We start from the raw sequence: 4,730 nt of genomic DNA on the forward strand, positions 1-4,730 counted from the left end.
CCAGTTTTCTCCCCCTAACGGGCTGAATTTTGTTGATCGTGGGTCCACCGGTCGCTCGGGCGCCCTACTCTGCAAAGGGTGAAAGCGTTGATGTCCCCAGAGTCCGAGGCCGACACTTCCGGTGAGACCGCGCTGCCCGGCGCCCTGCCCGAGGCGCTGCGCGCGGAGCTCGTCGCCTTCCGCCGCGACCTGCACATGCATCCCGAACTGGGCAACCAGGAGTTCCGCACCACCGCCGCGATCAAGGAGCGGCTCGAGCGGGCCGGCCTCAAGCCGCAGGTGCTCCCCGTCGGAACCGGGCTCGTCTGCGACATCGGCACCGGCACCGAGTCCGGACAGTGGGCCGGCGGCCCCCGCATGCTCGCCCTGCGGGCCGACATCGACGCCCTGCCCATCCCGGACACCAAGAGCGAGTGCCCGTACCGCTCGCGCGTACCGGACCGCGCCCACGCCTGCGGACACGACGTGCACACCACCGTCGTCCTCGGCACCGGGCTGGTGCTCGCCGCCCTGCACGAGCAGGGACTGCTGCCCCGGCCCGTGCGGCTGGTCTTCCAGCCGGCGGAGGAGGTGCTGCCCGGCGGCGCGGCCGACGCCATCGAGGGCGGCGCGCTCGACGGGGTGCGCCGCATCCTGGCCGTGCACTGCGACCCCCGGGTGGACGCCGGGCGGATCGGCCTGCGGGTGGGCCCCATCACCTCCGCCTGCGACCGGCTGGAGGTCGCCCTCAACGGCCCCGGCGGTCACACCGCCCGCCCGCACCTCACCACCGACCTGGTCACCGCCGCCGCCCGCGTGGTCACCGACGTGCCCTCGCTCGTCGCCCGCCGCGTGGACAGCCGCAGCGGTCTCGCCCTGACCTGGGGGCGCGTCGAGTCCGGACACGCCCCGAACGTCATCCCGCAGCACGCCGAACTCGCGGGCACCGTGCGCTGCCTCGACCTCGACGCCTGGCGGCAGGCGCCCGACCTCGTGGTCGGCGCCATCGACGAGATCGCCAACCTGTACCGGGCCAAGTCCGAGATCACCTACGTCCGCGGGGTGCCCCCCGTCGTCAACGAGGTCACCAGCACCGAACTGCTCCAGGCCGCCATGGTCGCCCGGCGCGGCACCGAGTCCGTGGAGAGCACCGAGCAGAGCCTCGGCGGCGAGGACTTCTCCTGGTACCTGGAGCACGTGCCCGGCGCCATGGCCCGCCTCGGCGTCCGCCCGCCCGGCGAGCGCACGGTCCGCGACCTGCACCAGGGCGACTTCGACGTGGACGAGCGCGCCATCACGGTCGGCGTGGAGATGTTCACCGCGGCGGCGCTGATCGAGGCGGTGCATTGAAGTGCTCTCCCGGCTGAAGCCGGGAGATTCCTGCTTACCTTGCGGTAGCGGGCTTGACGCGCTTTGCGCGCCTGACGACTGCCCTTCCGGCAGCCGGGATGAGCGCGAGGCCCATCCGGTACAGGTGCAGGACGTTGCGGGCCGCGTTGTGGTCGGCGTTGCCCGACCAGCCGCAGTCCGGGCTCTTGCACACGAAGACGGCCTGGGACTCCCGGCTGCCGGGCGTGGTGAGACCGCACGCCGAGCACCGCTGGGAGGTGCCGGGGGCGGGGACCTTGTGCAGGGTGCCGCCGTGCTGGGCGGTCTTGTACGTCAGCAGGGTGACCGTGCGGCCCCATGCCTCCTGGTTGATGGAGCGGTTCAGCCCGGACTTCTGGGCGACGTTCTTCCCTGGTGTCTCGGTGGTTCCCCTGGCGGATTTGACCATGTTCGTGATGGTGAGTGCTTCGACCACGATCGTGCTGTAGGCGCGGGCGATGGTGGTGGTCGTCTTGTGCTGCCAGTCCAGGGCTCGGCGCTTGGCTTTCGCGCGGAGCTCTGCGATCCGGTCGTAGGTGCGGCGCAGCCGGCGGCTGGTGCGCTCGCCGGGTCTGCGGTGTCGTTTACGCTGGGCGGCGCGCTGCTCCAGGTGCAGGAGCCGTGTCTTCTCCTTGGCGGTCAGCCACTCGTCGTGCTCATAGGTTTTGCCGTCGGAGAGGGCGAGGGGCACGTTGATCCCGACGTCGATGCCGACTTCGGGGCCGGTGTGGGGTTCGGGTCTGGTTCCGAGGGTCTGGACTCGGAAGGCGAGGTGCCATCCGAGGGCGTCTTTGACCAGCCGGGCTCCGGTGATCCGGTTGCCGTCGCCGGCGTGTTTGCCGACCGGGAGGTGCTTGGTCCAGCGGAAGCGGACCCGGCCGATCTTGGGGATGTTGGCCATGCCCCAGCGTCGGTGCACACGGCTGATGTTCAGGTCCCGGCCCTGCGGAACGTCCACGGACATCACCGAACGGAGGCGGCTCTTGAAGTCCGGGGCGTTCGCCCGCCCGTCCCAGCAGTTCTTCCACGCCCGGAAGTACGTCTTGAGTACCGCTTGCGCGGCCTGGGCGGGGAGGGCGGCGAGGAAGTCGATGTCCTTGCGGGCCTGTCGGATCGCGGCGTCCGCGTTCGCGAGTGTCCGCTTCTCTTTCGGCATCATCTGCCACCACGCGTGCAGCAGGTTCCACATCGTGCGGGCGGCGTGCGCCTGGTCGTCCGTCTTCAGTACCTCGGCAGGCGACAGTGCGAGCCGGGCACGGTGCCCGAACTGTCGTGTGACCAAGGTGTCTTGTTTCACGAGCGTGAGATTAGCATTGGTTTATGTCACCACGCTGGGAACCAAATCCGGATGTCAGAACCGGTCGCCATGTTGTCTACCACTTGCACGTTCACTTGGTCTTTGTCACCAAGTACCGGCGGAAGGCGTTCACCGACGCCATGCTGACCCGCACCGAAGAGATCATGCGGGAGGTCTGCGCCGACTTCGAGGCCGAGCTGAAACAGTTCAACGGCGAACAGGACCACGTCCACCTGCTCGTGCATTACCCGCCCAAGGTGCAGCTCTCCAAGCTGGTCAACTCCCTCAAGGGCGTCAGCTCCCGCAGACTCCGCCAGGAATACGACGGCCACGTCCGCCGGTACCTGTGGGGCGGACACTTCTGGTCCGGCTCCTACTTCGCCGGATCATGCGGCGGAGCACCGCTCACCGTCGTCCGCCAGTACATCGAGAGCCAGCAGCGACCCAGCTGACCGTCACCACAAAGGCGCAGAGAACTCCAGCGCTTCGCGCCTCCGCACCAAGGATGCGCCTCACCTCCGCCCTGAAGGACGGAGCACTGCGCAAGATCAGAGGTAGACGCGCCGCGGCAGCCACGCGGTGAGAGACCGGTCCGCCCAACCGCCGAGGTCGCGGCCCCGGCGGGCCGGCGGCACTCTGACGCACAAGCACACGGGCCCCCGGCACGCCCCGAACACCCGCTGCGCCAACCAGCGGCACGAATGGGTAACGGCCCCGCGGAACCCCGTTCCCAGGAGTTTCTACGCGCGTTAATCTGCGCCGAACCGAGCGCCCGCTGCGGGGCTTTGGAGAATGGGGAGCTTCAGATGCGTCGGATATCGAGACTGACCCGCGCCGCGGTGGGGGTCGCGTCGCTCGCGCTCGCCGCCACGGCCTGCGGCGGCACCAGCAGCGAGAGCGACAGCGGCGACGAGGGCACCAAGGACGACAAGGGCCTCGCCATCGCCTACGACATCGGCGGCAAGGGCGACCAGTCCTTCAACGACGCCGCGTACGCGGGCCTGGAGCAGGCGAAGAAGGAGTACGGCTACAAGACCGCCGACATCGAACCCACCGAGGGCGAGACCGACGCCGACAAGGAGCAGCGGCTGTCCTCGCTGGCGAAGCAGGGCTACAACCCGGTCATCGGCGTCGGGTTCGCCTACGCCCCGGCGATGAAGGCCGTCGCCGAGAAGTACCCGGACACCACCTTCGGCATCGTGGACTCCGTGGTCGACGCCAAGAACGTGGCCTCCCTGGTCTTCGCCGAGAACGAGGCCTCCTACCTCGCCGGTGTCGCCGCCGCCAAGGCCACCAAGACCAAGACGGTCGGCTTCGTGGGGGGCGTGGACATCCCGCTGATCCACAAGTTCGAGGCCGGCTACGAGCAGGGCGTCAAGGATACCGACCCGAAGGTCGAGGTGGTCTCGCAGTACCTGACGCAGACCGCGGAGGACGGCGGCTTCTCCAGCCCGGACAAGGGCCGCGCCGCCGCCGAGGGCCAGATCGAGAAGAAGGCCGACGTCGTCTACCAGGCGGCCGGTCTGTCCGGTCAGGGCGTGATCGAGGCCGCCGCGAAGGCGAAGGTCTGGGCGATCGGCGTCGACTCCGACCAGTACAAGCAGGAAGCGCTCGCGGCGTACAAGGACCACATCCTGACCTCCGCCCTCAAGGACATCGACGGCGCGGTGTTCGCCCTGGCCAAGTCGGTCGAGGACGGCAAGCCGCTGACCGGCACCCACACCTTCGACCTCAAGTCCGACGGTGTGGGCCTGTCCGACGCCAACCCGAAGTACGCCGAGGTCCCGGGTCTGACGGACGCCGTGGCCAAGGCCAAGGAGGGCATCATCTCCGGCGCCATCAAGGTGAAGACGGAGTAGCACCACCGGCCTCGCACAGAACCGGATGAAGCGGGCGGGCGCCCGGAAGCGCCCGCCCGCTTCGGCATGCCGCGCCCGGGCGGCCCGGGCGGCCCGGGCGTCACCCTCCGCCACCCTCCGTTCGCGTCCGGCAAGCCCCGCGCCCCCGTTCGCCGCGCCTTGCTCACGGGCGGATAACAAGAAGGACAGAAGGGGTTTTCAGGCAGGTCTACGCGCGTTAATCTGCG

4 protein-coding genes are annotated in these 4,730 nt (G+C 69.4%); 3 read left to right on the forward strand and 1 reads right to left on the reverse strand.

From position 1 onward, the window contains the following. Nucleotides 1–90 precede the first annotated feature (90 nt). The gene (locus tag ABEA26_RS35085) at nt 91–1,329 is read left to right on the forward strand and encodes a M20 family metallopeptidase (RefSeq protein WP_345598013.1); all 1,239 of its coding nucleotides are present in this window, start codon (nt 91–93) and stop codon (nt 1,327–1,329) included. 34 nt (nt 1,330–1,363) lie between these two features. Here ABEA26_RS35085 and ABEA26_RS35090 read toward each other — a convergent pair whose 3' ends face one another. Then, nucleotides 1,364–2,644 (reverse strand): RNA-guided endonuclease InsQ/TnpB family protein, encoded by a 1,281-nt coding sequence (locus tag ABEA26_RS35090; RefSeq protein ID WP_345598015.1) that lies wholly within the window; start codon nt 2,642–2,644, stop codon nt 1,364–1,366. A 23-nt stretch (nt 2,645–2,667) separates the two neighbouring features. On the opposite strand from ABEA26_RS35090, the gene tnpA reads away from it, so the two are divergent. Both tnpA and ABEA26_RS35100 read left to right on the forward strand, forming a co-directional pair. Further along, the gene (gene tnpA / locus ABEA26_RS35095) at nt 2,668–3,096 is read left to right on the forward strand and encodes an IS200/IS605 family transposase (RefSeq protein ID WP_345598017.1); all 429 of its coding nucleotides are present in this window, start codon (nt 2,668–2,670) and stop codon (nt 3,094–3,096) included. Between the two features lie 354 nt (nt 3,097–3,450). Then, entirely contained in the window at nt 3,451–4,503 is a 1,053-nt protein-coding gene (locus ABEA26_RS35100) for a BMP family lipoprotein (protein ID WP_345598019.1), read from the forward strand. Nucleotides 4,504–4,730: the final 227 nt, after the last annotated feature.

The sequence above is a fragment of the Streptomyces marokkonensis genome (assembly GCF_039539045.1).
GTDB classification, from domain to species: domain Bacteria; phylum Actinomycetota; class Actinomycetes; order Streptomycetales; family Streptomycetaceae; genus Streptomyces; species Streptomyces marokkonensis.

Coding starts and splice junctions, on each gene's coding strand:
- ABEA26_RS35085 (WP_345598013.1), top strand. CDS start 91: ATGTCCCCAGAGTCCGAGGCCGACACTTCCGGTGAGACCGCGCTGCCC.
- tnpA (WP_345598017.1), top strand. CDS start 2,668: ATGTCACCACGCTGGGAACCAAATCCGGATGTCAGAACCGGTCGCCAT.
- ABEA26_RS35100 (WP_345598019.1), top strand. CDS start 3,451: ATGCGTCGGATATCGAGACTGACCCGCGCCGCGGTGGGGGTCGCGTCG.